This window comes from Paenibacillus sp. N22P23, assembly GCF_059383735.1.
In genome coordinates this window covers 375,890-401,927 of record NZ_JBXENT010000002.1, presented here as the reverse complement: position 1 = coordinate 401,927, position 26,038 = coordinate 375,890, and the positions used below count along the sequence as shown (strand labels likewise).

General features: G+C 43.1%; 21 protein-coding genes. All 21 read left to right on the top strand.

Annotated features, from left to right (window positions below; genetic code table 11):
* Positions 1 to 109 precede the first annotated feature (109 nt).
* Positions 110 to 4,714 carry a glutamate synthase large subunit gene (gene gltB / locus AC506A_RS12595; protein ID WP_495461340.1) on the top strand — a complete coding sequence of 1,535 codons (4,605 nt, stop codon included), beginning with the start codon at positions 110 to 112 and terminating at the stop codon, positions 4,712 to 4,714.
* A gap of 467 nt (positions 4,715 to 5,181) precedes the next feature.
* On the top strand, positions 5,182 to 6,744 hold the full coding sequence (gene murJ, locus AC506A_RS12590; protein ID WP_495461339.1) for a murein biosynthesis integral membrane protein MurJ: 1,563 nt from the start codon (positions 5,182 to 5,184) through the stop codon (positions 6,742 to 6,744).
* Positions 6,745 to 7,551 carry a glycosyltransferase family 2 protein gene (locus AC506A_RS12585; protein ID WP_495461338.1) on the top strand — a complete coding sequence of 269 codons (807 nt, stop codon included), beginning with the start codon at positions 6,745 to 6,747 and terminating at the stop codon, positions 7,549 to 7,551.
* The gene (locus tag AC506A_RS12580; RefSeq protein WP_495461337.1) at positions 7,538 to 8,668 is read left to right on the top strand and encodes a glycosyltransferase family 4 protein; all 1,131 of its coding nucleotides are present in this window, start codon (positions 7,538 to 7,540) and stop codon (positions 8,666 to 8,668) included. Before AC506A_RS12585 ends, AC506A_RS12580 begins: the two co-directional genes overlap by 14 nt.
* 43 nt (positions 8,669 to 8,711) lie before the next feature.
* Positions 8,712 to 9,851 (top strand): hypothetical protein, encoded by a 1,140-nt coding sequence (locus AC506A_RS12575; protein ID WP_495461336.1) that lies wholly within the window; start codon positions 8,712 to 8,714, stop codon positions 9,849 to 9,851.
* Entirely contained in the window at positions 9,848 to 10,837 is a 990-nt protein-coding gene (gmd, locus tag AC506A_RS12570) for a GDP-mannose 4,6-dehydratase (protein WP_495461335.1), read from the top strand. Before AC506A_RS12575 ends, gmd begins: the two co-directional genes overlap by 4 nt.
* Positions 10,819 to 11,769, top strand: a complete 951-nt coding sequence (locus AC506A_RS12565) for a GDP-mannose 4,6-dehydratase (RefSeq protein ID WP_495461891.1) — start codon at positions 10,819 to 10,821, stop codon at positions 11,767 to 11,769. Before gmd ends, AC506A_RS12565 begins: the two co-directional genes overlap by 19 nt.
* Positions 11,770 to 12,345: 576 nt before the next feature.
* Positions 12,346 to 12,483 carry a hypothetical protein gene (locus AC506A_RS12560; RefSeq protein WP_495461334.1) on the top strand — a complete coding sequence of 46 codons (138 nt, stop codon included), beginning with the start codon at positions 12,346 to 12,348 and terminating at the stop codon, positions 12,481 to 12,483.
* A 526-nt stretch (positions 12,484 to 13,009) separates the two neighbouring features.
* Positions 13,010 to 13,762 (top strand): YveK family protein, encoded by a 753-nt coding sequence (locus AC506A_RS12555; protein WP_495461333.1) that lies wholly within the window; start codon positions 13,010 to 13,012, stop codon positions 13,760 to 13,762.
* Positions 13,743 to 14,441: a CpsD/CapB family tyrosine-protein kinase gene (locus AC506A_RS12550; RefSeq protein WP_495461332.1), complete on the top strand. Its 699-nt coding sequence runs from the start codon at positions 13,743 to 13,745 to the stop codon at positions 14,439 to 14,441. The genes AC506A_RS12555 and AC506A_RS12550 overlap by 20 nt, the downstream gene beginning before the upstream one ends.
* 263 nt (positions 14,442 to 14,704) lie before the next feature.
* Positions 14,705 to 15,403: a sugar transferase gene (locus AC506A_RS12545; RefSeq protein ID WP_495461331.1), complete on the top strand. Its 699-nt coding sequence runs from the start codon at positions 14,705 to 14,707 to the stop codon at positions 15,401 to 15,403.
* Between the two features lie 57 nt (positions 15,404 to 15,460).
* A complete protein-coding gene (locus tag AC506A_RS12540) occupies positions 15,461 to 16,567 on the top strand; it encodes a glycosyltransferase (protein WP_495461330.1) in 1,107 nt (368 codons plus the stop codon).
* A gap of 55 nt (positions 16,568 to 16,622) precedes the next feature.
* A complete protein-coding gene (locus AC506A_RS12535) occupies positions 16,623 to 17,999 on the top strand; it encodes a sugar phosphate nucleotidyltransferase (protein ID WP_495461329.1) in 1,377 nt (458 codons plus the stop codon).
* Between the two features lie 185 nt (positions 18,000 to 18,184).
* Entirely contained in the window at positions 18,185 to 19,138 is a 954-nt protein-coding gene (locus AC506A_RS12530; protein WP_495461328.1) for an LCP family glycopolymer transferase, read from the top strand.
* Between the two features lie 135 nt (positions 19,139 to 19,273).
* Positions 19,274 to 19,747, top strand: a complete 474-nt coding sequence (locus AC506A_RS12525; protein WP_495461327.1) for a Calx-beta domain-containing protein — start codon at positions 19,274 to 19,276, stop codon at positions 19,745 to 19,747.
* Positions 19,748 to 20,078: 331 nt separating this feature from the next.
* Positions 20,079 to 20,858, top strand: coding sequence for a YveK family protein (locus AC506A_RS12520; RefSeq protein ID WP_495461326.1), 780 nt, complete (start codon positions 20,079 to 20,081; stop codon positions 20,856 to 20,858).
* Positions 20,858 to 21,481 (top strand): sugar transferase, encoded by a 624-nt coding sequence (locus AC506A_RS12515; RefSeq protein WP_495461325.1) that lies wholly within the window; start codon positions 20,858 to 20,860, stop codon positions 21,479 to 21,481. The genes AC506A_RS12520 and AC506A_RS12515 overlap by 1 nt, the downstream gene beginning before the upstream one ends.
* 35 nt (positions 21,482 to 21,516) lie before the next feature.
* The gene (locus tag AC506A_RS12510; RefSeq protein WP_495461324.1) at positions 21,517 to 22,788 is read left to right on the top strand and encodes an oligosaccharide flippase family protein; all 1,272 of its coding nucleotides are present in this window, start codon (positions 21,517 to 21,519) and stop codon (positions 22,786 to 22,788) included.
* Positions 22,789 to 22,804: 16 nt separating this feature from the next.
* A complete protein-coding gene (locus AC506A_RS12505; protein WP_495461323.1) occupies positions 22,805 to 24,091 on the top strand; it encodes an O-antigen ligase family protein in 1,287 nt (428 codons plus the stop codon).
* 17 nt (positions 24,092 to 24,108) lie between these two features.
* The gene (locus AC506A_RS12500; RefSeq protein ID WP_495461322.1) at positions 24,109 to 25,023 is read left to right on the top strand and encodes a glycosyltransferase family 2 protein; all 915 of its coding nucleotides are present in this window, start codon (positions 24,109 to 24,111) and stop codon (positions 25,021 to 25,023) included.
* A gap of 48 nt (positions 25,024 to 25,071) precedes the next feature.
* On the top strand, positions 25,072 to 26,034 hold the full coding sequence (locus AC506A_RS12495; protein ID WP_495461321.1) for an NAD-dependent epimerase/dehydratase family protein: 963 nt from the start codon (positions 25,072 to 25,074) through the stop codon (positions 26,032 to 26,034).
* Positions 26,035 to 26,038 lie beyond the last annotated feature (4 nt).

Below are 26,038 nucleotides of genomic sequence, written 5' to 3'. Positions count from 1 at the left end.
TACACCTTCATTTTAAGCGATATCGCTTTGGAAATGAAGCCGGATTCCATGAATAAGAATCCATTCCATCCGTTTATTTAAAAATTTCTCATAGAAAGGTTGCATCCAAGTGAAAGAGAACCGTTTAGGATTGCCGCCGAAGCAAGGTCTATACGATCCGCAATTTGAGAAAGACGCCTGCGGAATGGGCTTTGTGGCTAACATCAAGGGAATTAAATCACACACAATTATTCAGCAGGCGCTGACGGTGCTCGAGAACATGGAGCATCGCGGCGGTCAAGGCAGCGAGCCTAACACAGGAGACGGAGCAGGGATTCTTTTGCAAATCCCGCATGGCTTCTTCTCTCGTGAACTCAGAGAGCTCGGTGTCGAACTGCCTGCAAGCGGCGAATATGCCGTAGGGATGCTGTTCCTGTCGCAAGACGAGAACATTCGCGTTAACCATGAGCGTGAGCTCGAAGCCATTATCCGTGAGGAAGGCCAGACGCTGCTTGGCTGGCGTACCGTTCCTACGAATGATGAGAAGCTGGGCCACTCGGCGAAATCGGTTAAACCGTTTGTTCGTCAAGTGTTCATTGGCCGCAGCGCTGAGCTTCAAGATGAGCTTGCTTTTGAACGCAAAATCTATGTCATTCGCAAGCGCGCGGAAATCGCTATTCGCTACTCCGGCGCAGAAGGCGCTGACAGCTTCTATTTCTCCAGCATGTCCAGCAAGAAAATCGTGTACAAAGGGATGCTCACAACAGAGCAGGTTCGCTCGTTCTACGTTGAGCTAAACGACGAAGCGATGGAAACAGCTATCGCGCTTGTTCACTCCCGTTTCTCCACGAACACGTTCCCGAGCTGGGAGCGCGCGCATCCATACCGTTATCTTATTCATAACGGCGAGATCAACACGCTTCGCGGTAACGTGAACTGGATGCATGCTCGTCAAACGATGGTTGCATCGGAGCTGTTCGGAGACGATCTGGACAAAATCAAACCGATTATCAATCCAGACGGATCTGATACGGCGATGTTCGACAACACGCTTGAATTCCTTTACTTGTCCGGCCGTTCCTTGCCGCATGCGGCGATGATGATGGTTCCGGAGCCTTGGTCCAACCACGAAGGCATGAGTGATGAGAAGAAAGCTTTCTACGAATACCACAGCTGTTTGATGGAGCCGTGGGACGGCCCTGCAGCAATGGCATTCACGGATGGTACGCAAATAGGTGCCATTCTTGACCGGAACGGTCTTCGTCCTGCCCGTTATTATGTAACGAAGGATGACGTAATCATTCTGGGCTCAGAAGCCGGAACGGTTCCAATCGATCCTGAAAATATTCTTTATAAAGACCGTCTTCGCCCAGGCCGGATGCTGCTTGTCGATACCAAAGAAGGCCGCATCGTATCGGATGAAGAGGTTAAAGCTCAAATCGCAGCGGAGAACCCATACCGCGAGTGGCTTGATGAGCATCTTATCGGACTTGATGAGCTTCCTGATGCTCCTGAGCTTCCGGAACCGGATCACGAAACCGTTGAGAATCGTCAACAGGCATTCGGTTATACGTTCGAAGATCTGCGTAAAGTACTTGAGCCAATGGCAGGCAGCGGCGTAGAACCGATTGCTTCCATGGGTTACGATGCACCGCTTGCGATTCTGTCCGAGCGTCCGCAGCGTTTGTTCAACTACTTTAAACAAATGTTCGCGCAAGTGACGAATCCGCCAATCGATGCGATTCGCGAAGAAATTATTACAGCTACAGGCACAACACTAGGTCCAGAGCGCAACTTGCTGAACGCCGAGCCTGAAAGCTGCCGTCATATTAAATTAGCTTCACCGGTACTGTCGAACGAAGAGTTCGCCAAGCTGCGCCATGTGCGCCGTCCGGGGTTCAAATCCATTACACTTCCTACACTGTTTAATGCAGCGGAAGGCGAAGCAGGCTTGCGTTTTGCGATTAAGCAAATGTGCGAAGCGGCTGACCGCGTAATTGGCAAAGGCCATAATATTCTTATTCTGTCTGATCGCGGCGTAGACCGTGAGAATGCGGCAATCCCGTCGCTGCTCGCTGTTTCATCGCTGCATCACCATTTGATTCGCGAAGGTACGCGTACGAGAGTCAGCATTTTGCTGGAGTCCGGCGAGCCGCGCGAAGTGCATCACTTTGCATTGCTCTTGGGCTATGGCGTTAGCGCCGTGAATCCGTACCTTGCCTTCGAAACGCTCGACGATATGATTCGTCAAGGCTTGCTCAGAGGCGTAACGCACGAGAAAGCCGTGAAAAACTTCATTAAAGCAGCAACGAAAGGAGTCGTTAAGATTCTATCCAAAATGGGGATCTCGACGATTCAATCGTACCGCGGCGCGCAAATTTTTGAAGCGGTCGGTCTGAAGGAAGAGCTCGTTGACGAGTACTTCACTTGGACGACTACACGTATCGGCGGTATCGGTCTTGACGTTATCGCAGATGAGACGCTGAAGCATCATAACCGTGCTTTCGCAGAGCAAGAAGGCCGCGTGAAAGAGCTTGACTCCGGCGGCGAGTATCAATGGCGTAAAGACGGCGAAGACCACTTGTTCAGCCCGCAGACGATTCATACGCTGCAAATGGCTTCCCGTTCGAATGACTATAAGCTTTACAAGAAGTTCTCCACGCTTGTTCAAGGTGAGGACAAGAAACATCTGACACTGCGTTCGCTGCTTGATTTCAACTACGATGCAGCGCCGGTGTCGATTGACGAAGTCGAATCCGTTGAATCCATCGTGAAACGCTTTAAGACCGGTGCGATGTCATACGGCTCGATCAGTAAAGAAGCGCATGAAGCACTAGCGATTGCGATGAACCGCATCGGCGGCAGATCCAATACAGGTGAGGGCGGCGAAGATCCGGCGCGTTACATTCCGGATGCGAATGGCGATTCCCGCCGCAGTGCGATCAAGCAGGTTGCTTCCGGACGTTTCGGTGTTACGAGCAACTACTTGATTAATGCCGATGAAATTCAAATTAAGATGGCGCAAGGCGCGAAGCCAGGTGAAGGCGGCCAGCTTCCGGGACGTAAGGTTTATCCTTGGGTTGCTGAGGTTCGCGGTTCCACACCTGGCGTAGGACTAATCTCCCCGCCTCCGCATCACGATATCTATTCCATTGAGGATTTGGCTGAGCTTATCCATGATTTGAAGAACGCCAACCCTCGTGCACGTATCAACGTGAAGCTCGTATCCGAAGCAGGCGTAGGAACGATTGCAGCCGGCGTTGCCAAAGGCCGCGCAGACGTTATCCTTGTCAGCGGCTACGATGGCGGAACAGGTGCTTCACCGCTTGCATCGATTCGTCATGCAGGTATGCCATGGGAGCTTGGACTTGCTGAAACGCATCAAACGCTGATGATCAATAACCTGCGCGACCGCGTAGTTGTTGAGACAGACGGCAAAATCATGAACGGCCGCGACCTAGCGATTGCAGCACTTCTCGGCGCTGAAGAATACGGCTTCTCGACAGCACCGCTGGTTGTGCTTGGCTGTATCATGATGCGTGTCTGCCAATTGGATACTTGTCCGGTTGGTGTAGCTACGCAAAACCCTGAGCTTCGTGCGAAGTTCATGGGCGATCCAAGCCATGTAGCGAACTACATGTTGTTCGTTGCACGTGAGCTGCGCGAGATTATGGCAGAGCTTGGCTTCCGTACCATTCAAGAGATGGTCGGCCGTGTAGATCGTTTGCAAACGAAGGATCTAATTGAGCACTACAAGCTCAAAGGCATCGACCTTAGACCGCTTCTGCACCAGATGGAAGTTCCGCAGGATGCGGCTCGCTACTGCACGCAGGAGCAGGATCATAAACTGGAAGAATCACTGGATATGCAGCAATTGCTGCCGCTCGCATTGCCTGCGATCGAAACAGGTGAGCAAGTCCGCGCAACATTGCCGATCACGAACATCAACCGCGTTGTTGGTACGATTGTAGGTAGTGAAGTGACTCGCAAGTACGGCGCGAAAGGGCTGCCTGAAGATACGATTTCGTTCAAATTTGTCGGCTCGGCCGGTCAAAGTTTCGGCGCTTTCGTTCCGAAAGGCATCACGCTTTCCTTGGAAGGCGACTCCAATGACTATGTCGGCAAAGGACTTTCCGGCGGCAAAATCATTGTGGCTCCATCTAAGAAAGCAACATTTAAAGCGGAAGAGAACGTCATTATCGGCAACACGGCTTTCTACGGCGCGACTAACGGTGAAGCTTACATCCGCGGTATCGCGGGCGAGCGTTTCGCAGTTCGTAACTCCGGCGTGAAGGTTGTCGTCGAAGGTGTAGGCGATCACGGCTGTGAGTACATGACAGGCGGCCGCGTCGTTATTCTCGGAGGCACAGGTCGTAACTTCGCAGCTGGTATGTCCGGAGGTGTCGCTTATGTCCTCGATGAGGCTGGCGACTTCTACAAGCACTGCAACATCGAAATGGTTCATCTGGAGCGCGTCGTTGAAGAGCGTGATTCCGAAGAGCTGCAAGGGTTGATTCAGCGGCATGTGGATTACACAGGCAGTGCGATTGGCGATCGCTTGCTCTCCGATTGGGAGACGTCGAAGAAGAAATTCGTGAAGATCATTCCGAAAGACTACAAGCGGATGCTGGAGCAAATTGAGAAGATGGAACAATCCGGCCTTGCCGGCGATGAAGCCCTTCTCGCAGCATTCGAAGCCAACATGAAAGAGCTCGCTCGTGTAGGCGGCAACTAATCGCTTCATAAACGTAAGACCGATAGTGGACATTGTCCGCTATCGGTCTTTTTGCGTTTTATATTGAAATCGATTTTAAACTAATAGAAATGAAATATCGGATAAATTGTCATATTTTAACTTGACTAGATACGATTTGTATCATAATGTAAAAGAAGGGATTGTTACGATATGTATCAAAACAATAATATATGTGCAGATTTATGAGATTTATATAATAAGTTGTCTGGTAGTTCAGGTAATATCTACTGTACCTTTATCACTGTAGATACTCGATCATGCTGTGGGCGGTGTATTCGCCTTAGACGTTATTCGTCAATGGTGTGAAGTGAGGAAGGGTTAAATGCCCACAATTTCGATTATCCATATTTTAAGATTAATACATTAATAAGAATAATAATCTATTGATAATAGAGAGTTATTTATATTGAAGAGTAAAAACACTATAAAGTGAGTCTGGTGCAAAATTGAAAACTAAAGCGGTTATCACACTTTTAGTTTTAGGGTTGCTTAGTAGAGCTGCTGGATTTACTAAGGAAACTATTGTTGCAATCTATTATGGTGCAAATGTAGAAGCTGATTTAATAAATATCTCTTTTGTATTACCAAATGTTTTCTTTTCAATTATTGGTGCAGCTGCATATACAGCACTTGTTCCATTTTACATCAATCTAGTAAAAGAAAGAGGCATTCAGTCAGCGAGTGGTGTTGTAACGCAACTAATAATTTTCTCTATGATCGCATCAGTAATCATTTCTATGTTTTTCGGTATATTTTCCAAACAAATCTTATTCATAGTTGTCCCCGGTCTCGGATCCGATGCATTACAATTGGGGGATAGTTTGTTTAAGATCACCATATTTTCTATACCCTTATATATTATCATCATGCTATTAAATGCTTTAATAAACGCAAATAAGAAATTTGGTAGCATTGAAATAGCCCAATTAATAGGAAGTATAATAACTATTATACTTACAGTACTTTGCGTTCAATTCATGGCGATTTATACTATTCCAGTTGTGACAGTCATCGGATATAGCATAGGTTTATTATCGTTACTCATTTATACCTTAAAAACAGGAATGCTTAAGCTCCAAATCCATAAGCTCGAATGGAAGTATTTAAAAACCTTCTTTATGTATTTAATTCCGATTTCATTATCCCTATCAGTTACGCAAATTAACGTATTATTTGAAAAAATGATTGCATCCAGCTTAATGGTTGGCAGTATCGCATCTTTAAATTATGCAAATAAAGTAATGCTCTTACCTTCAAGTGTTATAGCACAGGCAATTTCGATGGTGTATTATCCATTCATTAGTGAAAGAGCTGCAAATGGAGATAAGGATGGCCTAAGAATGGATATTGTTAAGTCCATCCAACTAATAACTGTATTATGTTTGCCTTTTGCAATCTTAATGTTTATATTCAGTAAACAAATTATTTCAATTTTATTTGTATACGGTGCCTTTGACTCAAAAGCGCTATCGTTAACATCATCAGCTTTAAAGTATTATTCCGTTGGTATCTTATTCATCGGTTTGAATGGATTGCTAAACAAAGTCCATTTTGTGCATGGGAACAATAAGTCTGTACTGAAGGCCAACTTGTACGCAACATTATTAGGTGTGATTGTAAGTTTAATCCTTGTTCGAGTAATAAACCACAATGCCTTAGCATTAGGAACTTCTATTGCAGCAATAGCTAATTTTGTATTATTAATTTCTTACTTTAAGCAACTCAATCTGACAATTTCCCTCAATAGTATTAGTCAAGAACTTTTAAGGCTTTTTTATCTATGTGTTCCAATAACGGCAATACTTATTATTATAAATAGGTATGTGTTGGTTGGGGATTTCTATAATACAAAGCTTGGATGCATCCTTATATTAGGCCTAGGGGCTATCGCGATGTTGATAGTCTATTTGTTGCTGCTACATAGAATGAAAAACGTGATGTTGATTGATTTCATTTCAAATGTCAGACGGAGAATCAATCGGAAGAAAGTTAAAATGGAGGGATATTAAATGAAAGGGAAGATAACGGCTCTGATCCCTGTATTTAATGAGGAAAATAATATTATTGGTTGCTTAGATTCGCTGGGTTGGATAGATAAGATAATTGTGGCGGACTCTTATAGCAGTGACCGGACGATAGACATCATAAAGGAAAGAAATATTCCATATATACAGCGAGAATATCAGTACTCGGCAAGTCAGAAAAACTGGGCTTTGAACTATATTGAGACCGAATGGGTGTTAATTGTTGATGCAGATGAAAGAATCACTGCCTCTTTAAAAGAAGAAATATTATTGAGAGTTAACGGGGAATTTGAGGAAGTTGGTTACTATATCCCGAGAAAAAACTACTTTTTAGGGGAATGGATAAAACATAGCGATTGGTATCCAGATTATAACTTGCGGTTATTCAAGGTGAATTGCGGAAAATATGAAGATAAAAAAGTACATGCTCACGTCATCCTTGATGGGAAAGCTGGGTATTTAGAGCAGCCTATGGACCACTATAGTTACACTTCCGTTAACTCGTATCTTAAAAAGTTTTATACTTATACTACCTGGGAGGCAAATGAAAGATACAAAATAATGAAAGACAAAGAGAAAGTGAATTTTAAAAATTACAGTTTAAGAATGAGATTGAAATATATTTGGCATTTCATGCCTTTTAAGCCGATATTAAGGTTTTTGTGGATGTATATCGTTAAACGCGGCATCTTGGATGGGAAACATGGGTTCTATTTAGCGGTGTTTTCAGCATTTTATGACTTTGTGGTTAGTGTAAAGTTAGAAGGATTAAAAAGAGGTGAGTTCAATTAATATCGCAATAGATGGGAGAATGTTAGAAAAAAAATTCACAGGAATAGGAAGATATACTAAAAATTTGGTCGAAGCAATTTTAGAACAAGATAAAGTAAACAATTATTTTTTCGTTACAAATCTCGATATATTAGATCTAAAGTTTCTTGAGGTCTATGAAAATATTAAATGTATTTCGATTAATGCTCAACCATTAAGTCTCAGGGAACAAATAGAGCTGCCACTAATCATTAAGAAATACGGAATTGAACTCTATCACTCCCCATTCTTTTCTACTCCTTTACTTGGAAAAGTCAGAACATTAATTACGATTCATGACTTAATTCACTTGAGGTTTCCAAAAGATTATTCGTTTCTTAAACGAATATACTACAAGCTATTAGTTAGTAAAATGATAAAAAAATCAGAATATGTAATTACCGATTCTATTTATTCCAAAAAAGATATATTAGACTTCTTTAATGTGAATGCAGAAAAAATACAAGTAGTATATTTAGGGGTTGAAGAGAGGTTCCTTAATGTTCATGATACAGCAGAGCGAAACATAAGTGATGGGAAAAACATGATAAGACAAAAGTACAATATTACAAAGCCATATTACTTATACTTAGGAGGTAATAAGCCGCATAAAAATTTACCCCTACTGCTAGAGGCCTTTAATGATTTTTCACAACACAATTTTATACATACGCTTGTACTATCCACTCCTTTGTTAAACTTAGATGGGAATCTACAAGGGATTGTGAAACATTTAATTGATAAGAATAGGGTACAAATATTGAATTATATTGATGATAATGACCTGCCATTCTTATTGGAAAATGCGGATTGTCTGGTTTACCCATCTATGTACGAAGGGTTCGGATTGCCGCCATTAGAAGCTCTTGCAACAGGGACAACAGTTGTTACTTCAAATGTAACTTCACTACCAGAGGTAGTAGGGGAGGTTGGGATAACCTTCGATCCAAGATCAAAAAAACAATTACTGGAGTGTCTAATGGCTGTGCAGCAGGTTAACCGTGAGCAAGGTAATAGGGAAAGAAATAAAAATCAGGCTTTGAAGTTTTCATGGGTTAATACTGCAACTGAAATACTTGAATTATATAAAGTAAACTAAATACATAATCGGTATTCTTTATATAAGAGAGAAGGTTTATTATTTGCAGATTCTAACGGATAAGCAAACAAAAGCTACTGTCTTGTTAATTATATTATATTTGATTATTAATATTATTTCTCAATCTGCCCAAGTAGTTATATTGGGAGGAATTTCGATTGTTGTATTAGTACTAAACCTTGATAAAAAAATGAATACAATTACTTTAAGCTTTTTTTATACCTTAATTATTTCACTGGCCTTATTTCTCAATAAAATTTCTATAATTTCGTTGTTCTATTTTACGTCTGAACTAAAAATACTACTTGTATTCATTTTTCCAACTTTAATTTTCATGATGTTAAAGAACACGGATCCCAAAATAGTACTTAATAAATTCTTTCAATTTATGGCTATTATCATCATGTTTACAGTGTTGTTTGGTTTAGTTTTTTATGGTTCATTCCGTTATACAGGTTTCATGCAGCATAGTATCTATTTATCTGTATGTTTATCACTCTTACTTAGTTATTTGTTTGCAGAGACAAACTTATTATGGAAGATTATCGTTTTTGCTGATGTGCTACTACTTGGTAGTAGTAGTGGAGTGTTGGTTTTCTTTATAGTAGTGCTTTTAGAAATGAGGATTTCCGTTTGGAAGAAAATTTTTCCACTGATAATCGGTTTGAGCGTTTCATATTGGTATGCATTTAATTATCGTGGGAGAGCACTTTTTAACGGAGGTTTTTATGACATTGATAGGGTTCGAATTTTTACGGCGGTTATCCATTATACGAAAGAAAACTTCAAGCCAATTAATTACTTACTTGGGTATGGTATAGGTGTACCGCTTAAAAATTTCACGTTTATGAGTGACAACACTTCTTACGAGATGTTAGGATTCATTAAATATTTTGAACAATTCACAAAAAATGGTGTATACTCCTTTTCGTTTCATAATGAATTTTTAAGAATATTCTATAATTTTGGGATAGTTGGAGCGATATTGATTCTACTATATCTTTCTAATAATCTTCGAAAAAGTACGTTCTGCGCGATGTTGGTTGCATGTATGACAAATACCATTATCTATTCATCGGTAGGGCTATTAATTATTTCAATGATTATTGGGTCAAGAATGGTAGAACGATACAGGCTAAAAAATAGTAGTTTAAAAATAAATTATAGGAGTGACGAGCTATGAAATCAGCCATTATTACTGGAATTACTGGTCAGGATGGGGCATACCTAGCTAAATTATTGCTGAGCAAAGGGTATAAAGTTTATGGAATTATTGCTCGTCGAAGTACTAGTACAACATGGAGGTTGGAGTATTTAGGCATTGAACAACAAGTCGAATTAATTGAAGGAGATTTGGCTGATGTATCATCATTAATTAGAGCAATAAAAATTGCAAATCCATCCGAGATTTACAACTTAGGTGCACAGAGTTTTGTTGGAACCTCATGGGAGCAACCGATTCTAACTGCACAGGTTACCGCTGTAGGAGTTGTTAATATACTAGAGGCTATTCGATTGACTGACCCCAGCGTTAGATACTACCAAGCATCAACAAGTGAAATGTTTGGATTAATTCAAGAATCAATGCAGTCAGAAACGACACCATTTTACCCAAGAAGTCCATATGGTGTAGCAAAGTTATATGGCCATTGGATTACTGTGAATTACAGAGAGAGCTATGGTATGTACGCTTGCAGCGGCATTTTATTCAATCATGAATCTCCGTTACGTGGCATAGAGTTTGTCACTAGAAAAGTTACGGATGCAGTGGCAAGAATCAAACTAGGAAGACAAGATAAACTTCATTTAGGTAATATAGATGTCAAGAGAGACTGGGGCTTTGCAGGTGATTACGTCGAAGCTATGTGGTTAATGCTTCAACAAGAAGAAGCAGACGATTATGTAGTTGCAACAGGGCATACTACAACAGTAAGAGATATGTGTAGAATTTCTTTTAATCACGTTGGATTACACTACGAGGATTATGTAGTCATTGATCCAAAGTTCTATAGACCTGCAGAAGTAGATATATTGTTAGGTAACCCCCAAAAAGCTAAAAATAAACTTGGCTGGGAAGCAAAAACAACATTAGAAGAACTAATCACCACAATGGTTGACGTGGACATGGAGAGAGTAAGGAAAGAGGTTGCATTATCATCCGTATACTAATAACTGGAGCAAGTGGATTTGTTGGTAAACACTTAGTAGCTGAATTATTAATTAGAGAGCACCGAGTCTTTGCTTGTATGCGTGATTTTAAATCTGCATTTCATCCTCCAGTAACTAATGTGGTATTCGATCTCACCGATAAAACGGAGTTAAATAATACTATCAAAAAAATACAACCAGATGTAATTATACATTTGGCTGCTCAGAGTATGGTGAAAAAATCTTGGAAAAACCCTCAATATACGTTGGACTTAAATGTTGGAGGTACTATGGTACTTATAGACTCCGTTTTGGAATACGTACCTAATGCTAAAGTAATTACAGTTGGTTCTAGTGAAGAATACGGCCATGCTGGAAAAAATGGAGAGCCACTTCATGAAGAAGTCGGATGCTTTCCACAAAACCCCTATGCCGGAAGTAAACTGATAGCAGGTCAAGTTGCACTTCAAAGAGCTAAAGAAAATCAATTGAATGTCATTCATGTTAGGCCGTTTAATCATTTTGGTCCTGGTCAGGATGAAGGATATGTTATCAGTGATTTTGCTTCCCAGGTTGCACGGATAGAGAATAAGTCCCTTCCCCCAACTCTAAAAGTTGGGGATCTAAGTGCCATAAGAGACTTTACAGATGTAAGGGATGTAGTGGATGCTTATGTGTTATTAATAGAAAATGAGATCCATACCGGGGTCTATAATGTGTGCTCCGGGGTGCCTAAATCCATCGATGAGATATTAAAGTATTATTTAGATAAATCTACTGTTTCAATCAAAATTGAAATCGATCATGCTAAACTTAGGCCATCTGATGTTCCTATATTTATTGGCTCTGCTCTAAAATTGAACCAAGTCACAGGATGGAAGCCGAAGAGGAAATTTCATGAAAGTTTAGAAGAAACGTTGGAATGGTGGCGAAAGAAAATTGCTTCCAGCTAGTTGGTAGCAATCTAATTATTGAACTGACTCTGCGCTTATCGATAGTCATTAACCTTGTTCAGTGCATCATAAAAGTGTTTAAAGGGGGGGTTATCAGCGCATGTATTGATCTAACCAGTAGCTGGCGTAATTGCGCCGGCTTCTTAAGAATGTCGAAAATACACTTAATAGAGGGTTTTTTCTTAGAAGATGGGAGATCTACTTAGCCAGAGTTACAACTAACATTTTGACGTACATTTCACTTCACTTACGTGAAGTATTGGTTGATTTTTGAAGCCCGCTCATGACGAATATGCCTCAGACGAGTAGGCGCTTACACAATGTAAGCATAGTTCCCACACCTCGGACTAAATTACTAATAATCGACAAAATAACAATATAAAAGTGAGGATGGGCCCGCGCCTTTCGACATACTTTTTGGAAGTGTTTGGATATAATGAGTTAAGACAAGGGTACAGACTAGAGAGAGAATATAATAAAGGAGAGGTTATTTTGAATGGAGTGGTTGGTGAAGCAGTTTATGTTCGGACAGAAAGCGTAAGGTTCATTATAAATAGAGGGAGTAGGAGCCTGGGTATGAAAAAAACTGAAGATCAGCATAAAGAAGCAAAGGCACCGTCAGCCGCAATAGAGCTCGATGTCCGCACCATTATGGAGCAGCTTGGAATTGATCTTACGAAATGGCCTACAGACTTACCCCCACTTCAACAATAATAGTCAACGATAAAAGCCACAGTCTTTGCGACTGTGGCTTTATTTTTTTTTTTTTTTTTTTGACCGTTATATTACCTCTTGAATCAAGTCTGAAGAAGAAGATGAAAATACAATATCCCCGATTGGTGTTCCAGTAATACAACAGCGAGCACCTGTGGATAGCATTCTCCCACCATTGAGTTTAATTACAGTATTTAACAAAAACCTTACAAATACATTTCAGGAGTAAAAAACTTCCAAAAGAAGGCGTAAATTGAAAAATAATATTGACACGTAACGTATCGTATCGTAAAGTTAGGCTAATAAAAGGATACATTTTGTATCATACCAAATACTCATTATGTAACACTCTTTTCTAATTAATTGATCATTTATTGTAAAAAGTCTTAAAAGATTTAAAGGAAGTAAGTCGTCCGTATATGGATATTAGTCAAATCATCCTTATAAATAAGTAAAGAGGGGGGCGAAAGAACTAATAATTGGAACAACAGCATTAATGGAATATATTGCAAACGGAGGAGACGAATTGGAACTCAAACACTATTGGGCAATTATTAGAAGGAATATTTGGATGATTTTATTGTTGATCATCGTCAGTGGAACAACGACTGGACTGTATTCCTATTACGTGATGGATAAGAAGTATGAAGCATCGACGAAGCTGATCGTGAACCAGAATATCGAAGATGCCACGTTAAATAAAATCATGGACTTAAGTACAATCAACACCAATATTCAACTGGTTAAGACCTACAAAGAAATTATTAAGACCCCCCGAATTATGAGCAAGGTCGTCATGCAATTTCCCAGTATTAAGCTAACCGAGAAAGAGTTAATTGAAAAGATTAGCGTTACTACCGTTAATGATACGCAGGTGATGTCAGTTACAGTAACGGATCAGTCTTACAAAAAAGCAACGGAGATTGTTAATGCGGTTGCTAAGGTATTTCAAAAAGAAATTCCAACTTTAATGAAGATAGATAATGTGAATATTTTAAACGAAGCCGATCCGAATGAGAATCCAGATCCAGTTTCTCCGAAGCCAAGCTTGAACATCGCAATCAGTTTAATCTTGTCACTCATGATTGGACTGGGGCTTGCCTTCTTAGTCGATTATTTGGACGATACGGTGAAGTCAGAAAACGATGTCGCGGAACTGCTTGGCATGTCGACCTTAACACTAATACCGCGAATGAAAGCAGCAGACAAAGCTTTACTTAGAAAGAAGCAAGCTAAAGCCACAATAAGAGGTGAGAAAAATGTCACGCTCGACACATGAGTACCAATTAATTACAGAGAGTTATCCGAAATCCCCTATCTCTGAGGCGTACAAGATTCTTAGGACAAATATCGAATTCTCGAATTTGGACGCGAAACTGAAAACGATTATGGTGACCTCTAGCAAGATGAGCGAAGGGAAGAGTACGACATCCTCAAACCTGGCTGTTACTTATGCGCAATCGAACAAGAAGGTACTGCTCATCGATGCGGACTTAAGGAAACCAACACAGCATCATATATTTGGATTGTCGAATAGGATTGGACTGACTTCATTGTTAAGTCATCAGCACGGGCTGGAAGATGTATTGATCCCGACAACTGTGATGAACCTAAGTGTTCTTCCTTCCGGACCAGTACCACCCAATCCTTCTGAGATTCTGGAATCTAGGCGTATGGCGATGCTGCTGGAGGAATTGAAGCATCAATTTGACATTATTATTATTGACACACCGCCAGTCCTCGCGGTAACCGACGCGCAAATCGTTGCTGCACAATGTGACGGTGTCATCCTAGTTATTGATTCAGGGAAGGTTAAGAAGGCAGCTGCACTGAAAGCCAAAGCAAGTCTAGAGGTAGTTAAGGCAAGAATAATTGGAGTTGTCTTAAATAACATCAACCGCAACAGTGCTGAAGGGTATTACAATTATTATTACTACGGTGAGCGAAATAAGTGGTAGAACCGTTCTACAGGTAATGTCTCCTGAACCTATATCACTGGAGGCACTCGGTCATGCTGTGGGTTAATTGCCTTAGACGTAAATCGTCAAGGGTGTGACGTGAGGTAGGGTTCAATGCCTGATATCAATTATAAAAATTTAAGCTGCACACTTTACGGAACTAAATGTAAGAACGCGCAGCATGGGTTTTAGACTATATGGAGTTTTTAGGGAAGTTAGATTTAACAATGCATTTCTAATTCGAGCAGTAGAGGTGTTTGATAATGATTCCTTCACGCCATAATGATGTAGAGATTGCTACAAATACCTCCGGGTACTACCCGGATGATATGCGAGAGAAAAAGACAAGTAGTAAGTTTCTATACTTATTTATCAAAAGATTTATTGATATTACTGCATCTACAATCGGGATTTTTTTATTAGTACCGATTTTTATACTCATTGTTATATTCATGAAAATTGAGGAACCTAGAGGCCCGATTTTTTTTAGTCAGACACGTGTAGGTATAAAAGAAAAGGCATTCCAAATGTATAAGTTTCGTTCTATGGTAACCAACGCTGAAGAATTATTAATTGAATTACTAAGCAAAAATGAGATAGATGGTGCAATGTTTAAAATGAAGAAGGATCCCAGAATTACCAGAGTTGGAAGCTTTCTACGGAAAACAAGCGTAGATGAGCTACCTCAACTATTCAATGTACTAAAAGGTGATATGTCACTGGTTGGCCCGAGACCACCACTACCAAGAGAAGTGAATGAGTATACAAAGCACGATAAGAAGCGATTAACCGTATTACCAGGTTGTACAGGCTTATGGCAAATAAGCGGTCGTAATGAACTGAGTTTTTCTCAAATGGTAGAGTTGGATTTAGAGTATATCTGGCGTAGAAGTATTTGGTTAGATCTAAAAATCATAATCAAAACTATTAAAGTTTTGATAGGTTCTAAAGATGCATTCTAATTAATTATTTCTCACATTACTTCAACATTAAAATTGAGAATCAAGGAGAAGTAACCTATGAGAGTAGCAATCGTTCATGATTACTTAAACCAAATGGGAGGCGCAGAAAGAGTAGTCAGTGTGCTGCATAAAATGTTCCCTGAGGCTCCAATTTATACAACAATTTTAGACAAGCAGAAACTTTTAAACGAGTTACAGGATGCTGATATAAGAGTTACGTGGATGCAAAAAATTCCTGGTATATTAAGAAATTTCAAGCTTTTTTTTTGGCTTTACCCATTTGCAATAAGATCACACAGTTTGGAAAATTACAATTTAATTATTAGTTCAAGTAGCGCATATGCTAAAGGATTGAAGAAACCAAGAAATGCGGTTCACATATGTTATTGTCATACTCCTATGAGATTTGTTTGGGATTTTAACACCTATATGGATGCTGTGAACATCCCTCGAATTCTAAAAGAAATTGTTAAATTGATCATAGTGCCACTTAAAAAATGGGATATTAATACATCTAAAAAAGTGGATCGTATCATTGCTAACTCAAGCATAGTTAAAGATAGAATTCAAGATTGTTATGATAGAGAAGCGGAAATAGTGTATCCTCCTGTCGAGATAAACAGGTTCTCATTGAATTTTGAGGAACCTGGGGACTATTATCTAATTGTATCTCGTCTCGTATCTTATAAAAAAATAGATATAGCAATTGAAGCAGCAAACAGATTAAAGAGTCGTCTAATAATAATTGGCCATGGCCCGGATCGCAAACGATTAGAGTCAATTGCTGGATCAACTATAACTTTTAAAGGTAGACTTTCAGATCAAGATGTTAGAGAGTATATGCAAAGATGTAAGGCCTTGATATTTCCAGGACTTGAGGATTTCGGAATAACACCATTAGAGGTAAATGCCTGCGGACGACCGGTAATAGCTTTTAAAGGCGGAGGAACATTAGATACAGTTATTCCTAGAATAAATGGACTTTTTTTTGATAATCAAACCATTGAAGGATTGATGAGCACATTGATGGAGTTTAGAAGCTACTCATGGGATCCCGCACAAATAAGGAAACATGCTGAAAGCTTTGATGAAGCAAAATTTGTTGAAAGAATAAATAGAGCTATTAATGAAGTAACGCAAAAAAAGCAGCTTAAGGAGAACTAAAGTAGTTTAATAATAAAACTAAAATGGTCTTTAAGTTTAAAAGGAGTTGCAAACCATGAAACTCGTCTTACTATCCGGCGGATCAGGCAAGCGGCTATGGCCGTTATCCAACGATTCGAGATCCAAACAGTTTCTAAAGGTGCTAGAGGGACCAGGCGTTGAATCGGAGTCCATGGTGCAGCGGGTTTGGAGACAAATCCAGGAAGCTAGTCTCGATCAGCATTCATACATAGCAACAAGCAAACCACAGGTTGAAGTGCTTCAAAGTCAGCTGGGAACACATGTCCCGCTCATTGTTGAACCAGAGCGCCGAGATACATTTCCGGCCATCGCGCTCGCAGCTACTTACTTGTACTCCATTCAAGGAGTGAGGCTAAGCGAGACGATTGCCGTACTGCCGGTCGATCCTTACGTGGAGTCTAATTTCTTCAGTAAGATCAAACAGCTGGACGGTGTCCTGACAGATTCCGATGCGGATTTGGCACTGATCGGCGTCAAGCCTACGTATCCATCTGAGAAATATGGTTATATCATTCCAACGGAAACAACCGTTGATTATAGCAAAACAGCTTACCAGACGGTAAGCCGATTTCAAGAGAAACCCCGTGTTGAAGAAGCGGCAGCGATGATTGAACAGGCTGCGCTTTGGAATTGCGGGGTTTTTGCATTCCGGCTTGATTTCCTCATTAACTTGCTCCTCACGATGAATCTCCCAATCCAGTACGACGAAATGCTGAAGCAGTACAGCAAACTGCCCAAGATTAGCTTCGATTATCAAGTTGTAGAGCGTGCTGTCAAGATCGTCGTTACGCCGTATGACGGGGAGTGGCGGGACCTCGGCACATGGAACACGTTAACGGAAGAGATGAGCAGTGCCATTGTGGGTAAAGGCATCGTCTCGAAGGACTCGATTAATACCCATCTCATCAATGAGCTAGACATCCCTGTGACGATTATCGGACTCTCTAATATCGTCGTAGCCAGCAGTCCGGATGGCATTCTCGTTAGCGAGAAGGCAGCAAGTCCAAGAATCAAGGAAATGCTCGGCAATGACAAGCTGAGCCGACCTATGTATGAGGAGCGACGCTGGGGGCATTACCGGGTCGTGGATTATGTGAAATACGCAGAGTCTAATGAAGTGCTGACTAAGCGCATATGTATTACAGCAGGACAGAATCTCAGTTACCAATACCATCTGAAGCGCAGCGAGGTATGGACGATTGTTCAAGGAGCAGGGGAGTTTATCCTCAATGAAGTCGCTCAGCTTGTACGTGCAGGTGATGTGCTCATCATTCCTCAAGGCAGCCGCCACAGCCTTCGAGCAGCAACGGACCTTGAACTTATTGAGGTGCAGACGGGCTCAGAACTCGTGGAAGAAGACAATATTCGCATCAGTTTGGTATGGGAAGAAATTGTAGAGAAGTGTGTGTGATTGAGACGAAGTCTACTGCTCATATTATTGACATGATACACATTGTAACGTAAAGTGATGTTATAAATGATACGATATGTATCTTAAATTTCGATATCGCCTCGCCTGATAAAGACTTTCTGCACTAATCCTACAATATGTATCGAGATCAGGCTCGGTGAGATAATCCAAAGGAGTTCTGCGGCATGAAGCGTCCAATGAAACGTATACTTGTTTGGTCAGGGGCGGTATTAGCGACGATCCTATTGCTTGTTGGCGGGAGTGTCTGGTATCTCTACCACTCTGCCGAGCAAACAGCTGCCAAGATGTACGAGGAGCTGGCCCCTGTGAAACCGGTCTATATTAGTAAGGACGTGGAAGTGAAGAAGGTGAAGGTGCCGGAGCCTGTGAAAATGAAAGAACTGGACCCGTTCACGGTACTCGTTCTAGGTGTCGATGAGCGGAAGAATGATCGGGGACGCTCTGATACGATGATCTTACTTAGCGTCAATCCGGCGAAGCATTCCATCCTCATGTTTAATATTCCGCGAGATACGAGGACGGACATCGCCCTTCATCATACGGTGGACAAAATCAATCATGCCTACGCGTTCGGTGGCGTGGAAATGGCGATCCAGACTGTAGAGCAGTTCTTGGATTATCCGATCGATTACTATGTCAAAGTGAATATGGAAGGCTTCGCACGTCTGATCGATCTCATCGGCGGCGTTGAGGTCGATAATCCGTTCGCCTTTGATTATGATGGGCATAGCTTCGAGAAGGGGCACCTCACACTTAATGGGACGGATGCGCTGAAATATTCCCGCATGCGGTATGATGACCCGCGAGGGGATTTTGGTCGCAACACACGACAGCGCGACATCCTGCAGGAAGTGATGACGAACGCGATGAACATTTCGAATGTCAAGCATATGCAGTCGTTGCTGGGCGAGCTTGGCGACAGTGTGAAGACGAACATTACATTCGCCGAAATGAAGACTTTCGTAACCGATTATCGGCCATTAATCAACAAGACGACTACGATCGAAGTTAAAGGAAAAGGGCAAACCATGAATAAAGTTTGGTATTACATCGTGGATGATCAAGAGCGTTCGAGGATTCATAATGAGCTTGTGGCGCATGTCAAAAAGGTGTCGTAATACGTCTTAACCCGGATGTCTGAGAGCAGATATCCGGGTTGTTTTCTTATGTAAATACAAGAGTTGACAATGATACAATTAGTAACATATAATTGATTTTGTAAACAAAATGTATCATTAAGAGGGGGAAAACTCTTGCTCACTAGTCGATTTAACACACGTAATTCTAGGAAACTTCGCCGTATCAGCTTCATCCTTTTTATTATCTTAAGCATCATGCTTACACAGAATGCTGTCTTCGCCGGCAGCGGCATTCATTTGAAAATAAACCGAGGCAAAGTGATTCTCCATAAGGCTACTTACACGGTAAATGAAGGCCAGAAATACGCAGCGGTAAGCATCGATCGCGTAGATGGTAAATTCGGTCAAATCTCCATAGATTACTGCCTATGTGATATCACGGCGACTAAGGATAAGGATTTCTTAGGCCAGCTGGAGACGGTTACGTTCAAGAATGGAGAAACCCATAAGCAGATCGAATTAAAGATCGTGGATGACAATGTAGTCGAAGCCAATGAGCAGTTCCGCATTCGCCTGAAGAACCCTAAAGGCGGCGCGAAAATCGGCGAGATCGGCCAAGCCATTATTGAAATTAAAGATAATGATTAGCCCCACCCTGATCAGGGTGGATAGGAAACGGCAATCGCATCAGCGCGGGTAGGACAGGCCTTCATTCAATGATAGGAGAATGGGGGCTTGTCTTTATTTTGTTGAAACATGCTACATTTTGTATATGAAGAAACAGCTAATAATTTGTAAAAAAACATCCCGAATTACGCGTCGAATTTAGAGATTCTTTAGATGGATATAGTTGTCTAAATCACTTGACATGATACAATTTGTATCGTAAATTAGTTTTATGAGTGATGTTACAAATTGTATACTTTCCGTCAAATTAAGTTAGGTGGTGTTTGTGATCGAAACAGTAAGGAGTTCTAGGGTGCTTGATCTGACAACTGACTTGTATCCTCCACGATCGCTTTCTGCGAAGGATTTGACTCAGCTTGATCAGCTGGAATTGGATGACCTGCCTGCGACGCAGGAGTTAAATCGAGGCAAGCAAATCGGCTTCTACGAGAAGTTGATCTTCGTGCTAAAACTGCTCAAGAGATGGATCGTACTGCTCATCCTCTTTCCACTGCTTTGCGGAAGCGCAGGCTGGGGGTACAGCAATTATTTCGTCGTTCCGACTTATGCGGCAAAGTCCACCTTGCTAGTGCAGCCACAAAATATGTCTTCCCAAAATATGTACAACAGTATCATGAGTAACCAGCAGCTGATTAAGACCTACGAGGGACTCATTAAAACACGTACGATCGCCATTGACGTATCGCGTCGGCTGGACAATAGCGTGACTCCTGAGAAGGTGCTGCAGAATTTAACGGTCAAAACATCAAACGTAACCTTTCTCATCACACTGACCTTCACCGACACGAATCAAGAGCGCGCAGTTCGAGTCATTAATGAGGTTGCACGATCGTTCTCCAAGAATGTGAGCGTGTTTGTCAACCTAGACAACGTGATGATTGTGGATGAAGCGGTACCGATCAAGAATGCAGCTCCTGTCAGTCCCAACATGGTATTGAATGTATTGCTTGGCGGCGTATTGGGCCTTGTCATCTGTCTGGTCCTCATCGTTGCGGTAGAGGCAATCAAGGGGCTTATGAGACTGCTGAAGGAAGCGGAGCAAAAGATGAAGCTAGAGGAGCGGAGCAGGTAATGAAATCGATGCTGCCGATTACCGGCGAGTCTGAAACGCAGGTGAAATCGACACTATATGAAACGTATTTCAAAGTGGCTATGGATTATCTGATAGCTTCCCTGCTGTTCCTGGTACTGCTGCCTTTTCTGTGCATGATTTATTTCTTCATTAAATGGACTTCGCCGGGGTCTCCGATTTTCAAGCAGCCTCGGGTCGGTAAAGACGGCAAGGAGTTCCAAATCTATAAATTTCGGACGATGTACAGTGATGTTCCGAAGGAGGGCTTCTCGCCAACGAGCGACGCTGATCCGAGGATCACACCAATCGGGAAGCTGCTAAGAAAGACGAGTTTGGATGAATTGCCGCAGCTGCTTAATATTCTGCGAGGCGAGATGAGCTTCATCGGACCAAGGCCGGAGCAGAAATCCATAGTCGATGCCTGCTATACCGAGTATGAGAAGCAGCGATTTCTCGTGAAGCCGGGATTAACCGGACTTTGGCAAATCAGCGAGGATCGCAAGCAGCCGATTCATTACAATTTGCATCATGACTTCAGGTATATCAATCAAGTGTCCGTCAAGCTGGATCTGTCAATCCTTTACCAAACCGTGCGAGTGATATTTCGCAGCAATACCCATTAACTGGGGAGTAACAAAATTAGGGAGATGTGGAATAGATGCAAAACCGCTTCCAGGACAGCCAATTGCTTCGGAATACATTGTGGATGTTTGCTGGACAGGGTTTTCGAATCGTGCTGCAGGCGGCCTATTTCATCATCATTGCTCGTACGCTGGGTGTGAACGGATACGGGATTTTCGTCGGAACCGTTTCACTTGTCGCCATATTGGCCCCCTTCTCAAGCTTAGGACGAGGCGAGCTGCTGGTTATGAATGTGGCTAGAGATCAGAAGGTGTTCCGCACTTACTTAGGAAACGCCATTATGATGACGATCATCTCAGGCGTGCTGCTGACCTGCATCGTCTTTATTGCCGCCCGGTATGTGTTGCCGGATTCCGTTAACCCCATGCTGATCTTCTGGATTGCGATTTCGGATCTGATCATGTACAGGGTGCTCGACATCAGTGGGCAATCCTTTCAGGCACATCAGAAGCTGAAGCGCACGGCACAAATTCAAGTCACACTAGGCGCGTTAAGATTACTTGGCGCGATTGCGCTCGTAGCTTGGGCACCGGCAAAGACACCTGAAACTTGGGGTTTTCTCTACTTTATCAGTACGATGCTCTGCATGCTGGTTGCCATTATTATCGTGATTCGCGAGCTGGGCGTTCCGAAAGTGGAATTTCGAAAGCTGATCACCGAGCTCAAACAAGGCTTCTACTTCTCGATCAGCTTGTCCTCAGTTGTCATCTACAACGATATTAACAAAACGATGCTTGTGAGATTCGGAGACTTGCAGTCGGCCGGTATATTCTCTGCAGCAAGTCGAATTATGGATGTGACGCTGACGCCGCTTCGTTCCTTGATGAGTGCAACCTATGCTAGGTTCTTTCGCGAAGGGGAGCAAGGGATATCCGGAAGCTTAGCGCTCACAAGGAAGCTGCTGCCCGTGGCGATGAGCTACAGCGCGGTCGCAGGTATTGGCGTTTATTTACTGGCACCTTATCTACCATGGATACTGGGGGACGATTACGCAATGGCGGTTGACGCGATCAAATGGCTCGCGATCATTCCGCTGCTGAAGAGCATCCAGAGTTTCGCTGCAGATACGCTGACCGGAGCCGGCTTTCAAGGGATTCGCTCCAGCATACAGGCTTCGGCCGCAATTCTTAATATCATCGCGAATCTGATCGTCATTCCGATCTTCCTCTGGCGAGGAACGGTAGTGGTCACGATCGCAACCGAGATATCGCTTGCAATCTGCTATTGGACCGCGATCTATGTGCTCAATCAACGAAGTCTGTCTCTTGGCAGCACGGTATCCAAATGAACAGGAGGACAGCGATGTGAACCATTATGCAGTTCAACTTGGCTTACGGACGTTTGCGCAGCACAGAGCATTCATTACCGGAATGCTGAAGAAGCTGGAATATGGTTACATGATGTTCGCGATCCTCATGTTCACGCAATCCTTCTTCACACTCCTGCAAGGAAGCGCCGGCGAAGCGATCTCAGACGGCAATCCGCTGATTCAGAAGCTGTGGGCTGTCATTTACGCTTTTGCGTTTCTGCTCTGCTGCTTAAGATGGCGAGTACTCTTAGTCGTCTTGCGCCAGGATAAGCTGCTGCTCATGTTGACATTCGTAGTCATAAGCTCTGTCGTATGGTCGGCAGCTCCGGATGTAACGCTTCGCAGAGCATTCGCGCTGATTGGAACGAACCTTTTCGCGCTATACATGGCGGTCAGCTACAGCTTGAAGCAGCAGTTCGTCATGATAAGCCGTGTTTTTCTATTCGTTATCGCGTTCAGCTTCCTCTTTGGGATCTTCCTTCCCCAATACGGCATCATGACCGATGATCGAGGGGCGGCATGGCAAGGCGTTCTTGCTCACAAGAATCAGTTAGGAAGAATCATGTGTTTCAGTTCTGTGCTGTTCTTCATCTTTCTTCTTAATCGGGAGAGGAAGAAAAAGTGGATCTGGGCGGGTCTAGTCGGATCGCTTGGCCTAATGCTGCTCTCCACATCCAAGACTGCATTGGTCATCATGCTGGTGCTGATTATGTTATTACCATTCCTGCAATCGTTTCGCTGGAATATAAACGTGGCAGTACTCTACTGGATGTTCGGTCTCTTGCTGGTTGGCGGGGCAGTCGCACTGATTTTCAGCAATGCAGAACTCATTCTAACCTTAATGGATCGAGATATTACACTCACTGGCCGAACCGAGCTATGGGCGGCTGTATGGGAAATGATCTCGAAGAGACCGCTTCTTGGATATGGATTCAACGGTTTCTGGCTTGGCCTTGAAGGAGAATCCGCTTATGTTTGGCTCGTCACGAAGTGGGACCCGCCGCATTCGCATAATGGGTTTCTCGATGTATGGCTGGATATCGGAGTTGTCGGTCTAGTGCTCGTCCTTCTACATATCATCAAAGGCTTCAAGAAAGCGGTGAGCTACATTCGGCACACCGGTACTGTCATCAGCTTCTGCCCACTGATCTATTTCATGTTCATGTTCTTATACAACTTGACGGAGAACACTATTCTTCGGCCAAACAGTTTTTTCTGGGTCATCTATGTCTCGACCAGCTTATCGTTGTCAATCGCATTAAGACGGGTTAAGGCGAAGTGAAGCAGGGGAGGACACTTATGTTTGATGTAGCGATATGTATTCTGACTTACAAACGAAATGATGGATTAATGCGCCTCTTCCAAGGATTGAGACGACAACAATTCCGTCAAGTCCCACTGCCGCAAATAAAGGTGGTTGTGGTAGACAATGATCCTGAGGGTGGGGGTATCGCTTATTTATCAAAGGAGCTAATCGATTTCCCATGGCCGGTCACCCATCATGTGGAATGTGAGAAGGGAATCTCTTACGCCAGAAACACAGCCATGTCCTTAGCTTTCGGTGATAGTAAGTTTATCGCCTTTATCGATGACGATGAGTTACCGGAACCGGGCTGGCTGGATGAACTGCTGCATGTACAGCGTCTTTTCCAAGCGGATGTAGTCGCAGGTCCCGTGCTGCCGGAGTTTCCGGTGAACGCACCCAAATGGAGCAAAGAAGGCGGGTTCTATGATCGGGAACGATTTCCGACTGGACAGGAGCTTCCGTTCACCGCATCCGGCAATGTGCTGCTCCGTTCGAGCATCCTGCGAAACCTGCCCCAATGGTTTGACGGACGGTTCGCATTGACCGGCGGCGAGGATACCCACTTCTTCATGCGACTGCGCAAAGCGGGCTATCGGATCGTATGGGCTAACGAAGCCATTGCTTATGAGCCGGTTACGCCGAACAGGCTTCAAATCAGCTGGCTCATGCGCCGATCCTATCGGACCGGAATCACCTACGTGCAGTGTGAGAGGGAAATCATCGGCAGCCCGAAGGTATCCATGCTGCGCCTGTGCAAAGGCATGTTCCGGATTCTGCAAGGGATTGTTCGGATACCGGCAGCGATCATTGGCGGAAGCATTGCCATAACGAAATCCTTACTGCTCATCAGCCAGGGGGTAGGCATGTTGGCAGGAATGGGCGGTTTGAGATACCAGGAGTACAAATAGCTGGGGATTACACAGCTGGGTGTAAATAAATATTTCGGAGGGGTTACGATGAATGTTGTTATTTCAGGCGCTGCCGGGTTTCTTGGCTCGCATTTAGCTAAGGAGCTGCTCGATAAAGGGAACCGGGTCATCGGTATTGATAACCTGTCGACAGGAAGAATGACGAACCTCAAGGCCTGCTTGCAATACGACGCATTCTCATTCCTCGAAGTCGATGTAACGGATAATGAAATCGTTGAACGGCTGGAGCGGGAAATCGAAGAGATTCACGGTATCTATCATCTGGCTTCGCCGGCTTCGCCAAAGTTCTATCAAAGCGCCCCCTTCGAGACGATCGATGTCAACACGATCGGTACGCGTCATATGCTGGAGCTTGCAAGACGCAAGTCAGCCAAGCTGGTATATGCGAGCACAAGCGAAGCTTACGGGGATCCAGAGCAGCATCCCCAATCGGAAACTTACAATGGCAATGTGAACACCTGGGGACCAAGAGCTTGTTACGATGAAGCGAAGCGGCTGGGTGAAGTCATGTGCTACGAATATTATTCCAGGTACGGCGTGGATGTGAAGGTAGCACGGATTTTCAACACCTATTCTGCCGGGCTTCGCAACGATGATGGACGGGTCATTTCGAATTTCGTCAATCAAGCGCTGACAGGCAATGAAATTACGGTGTATGGAGACGGCTCCCAGACAAGGTCGTTCTGCTACGTTGATGACAACATACGAGGACTGCAGCTCATGATGGAGCACGAAGGAGCTACAGGACAAATCATAAACATCGGTAATCCGGTTGAATATTCCATTCTCGAGGTGGCGCATCTTGTGAAGGAATTGACGGGTTCGGAGAGCGCCATCGTTCACCATCCGCTGCCGGAGCATGATCCTAAAGTGCGTAGACCTGTCATCGATAAGGCGAATCAATTACTAGGCTGGCAGCCGGTTGTCAGTCTGAGAGAAGGTCTGCTCCGCACAATTGAAGTGTATCGCTCAAATCTCATCTTACAATAGAGAG

Bases quoted from the DNA above. Each gene is read 5' to 3' on its own strand.
- AC506A_RS12540 (WP_495461330.1), top strand. From the start codon at position 15,461: ATGAGAGTAGCAATCGTTCATGATTACTTAAACCAAATGGGAGGCGCA.
- AC506A_RS12545 (WP_495461331.1), top strand. From the start codon at position 14,705: ATGATTCCTTCACGCCATAATGATGTAGAGATTGCTACAAATACCTCC.
- gmd (WP_495461335.1), top strand. From the start codon at position 9,848: ATGAAATCAGCCATTATTACTGGAATTACTGGTCAGGATGGGGCATAC.
- AC506A_RS12495 (WP_495461321.1), top strand. From the start codon at position 25,072: ATGAATGTTGTTATTTCAGGCGCTGCCGGGTTTCTTGGCTCGCATTTA.
- AC506A_RS12535 (WP_495461329.1), top strand. From the start codon at position 16,623: ATGAAACTCGTCTTACTATCCGGCGGATCAGGCAAGCGGCTATGGCCG.
- AC506A_RS12515 (WP_495461325.1), top strand. From the start codon at position 20,858: ATGAAATCGATGCTGCCGATTACCGGCGAGTCTGAAACGCAGGTGAAA.
- AC506A_RS12500 (WP_495461322.1), top strand. From the start codon at position 24,109: ATGTTTGATGTAGCGATATGTATTCTGACTTACAAACGAAATGATGGA.
- AC506A_RS12510 (WP_495461324.1), top strand. From the start codon at position 21,517: ATGCAAAACCGCTTCCAGGACAGCCAATTGCTTCGGAATACATTGTGG.
- AC506A_RS12585 (WP_495461338.1), top strand. From the start codon at position 6,745: ATGAAAGGGAAGATAACGGCTCTGATCCCTGTATTTAATGAGGAAAAT.
- AC506A_RS12550 (WP_495461332.1), top strand. From the start codon at position 13,743: ATGTCACGCTCGACACATGAGTACCAATTAATTACAGAGAGTTATCCG.
- AC506A_RS12530 (WP_495461328.1), top strand. From the start codon at position 18,185: ATGAAGCGTCCAATGAAACGTATACTTGTTTGGTCAGGGGCGGTATTA.
- AC506A_RS12560 (WP_495461334.1), top strand. From the start codon at position 12,346: ATGAAAAAAACTGAAGATCAGCATAAAGAAGCAAAGGCACCGTCAGCC.